Annotated in this window: 1 protein-coding gene; it reads left to right on the top strand. The window is 42.8% G+C overall.

What is annotated here, in order from left to right; genetic code table 11:
• Positions 1–208 (top strand): hypothetical protein (locus tag CXF85_RS00160; protein WP_157828997.1); only part of this gene is annotated, 208 nt, incomplete at both ends.

Raw genomic sequence — 208 nt, 5'->3', positions numbered from 1 at the left:
TACTTGGGCAATCAATGCAACCAACCAAGGTGTGATTAATAACGGTACGGTTGATGAAGTTAACTTTGTAAATTTCAATACCCTTACGGGTGGCACATTAGTCGATAACTTCACGTTGACCTTGATGGACAACATCACGGGGTTAATCAGTGGCGGTGCAAGCGATGATACGTTAACGCTTAATACCGCGAATCAATCAGTGGTTATC

Source organism: Colwellia sp. 75C3 (genome assembly GCF_002836255.1).
In the GTDB taxonomy this organism is placed as follows: Bacteria; Pseudomonadota; Gammaproteobacteria; order Enterobacterales; family Alteromonadaceae; genus Colwellia.
The sequence above is the reverse complement of the archived record's forward strand: the minus strand, read 5'-3'. Positions and strand labels throughout refer to the sequence as shown.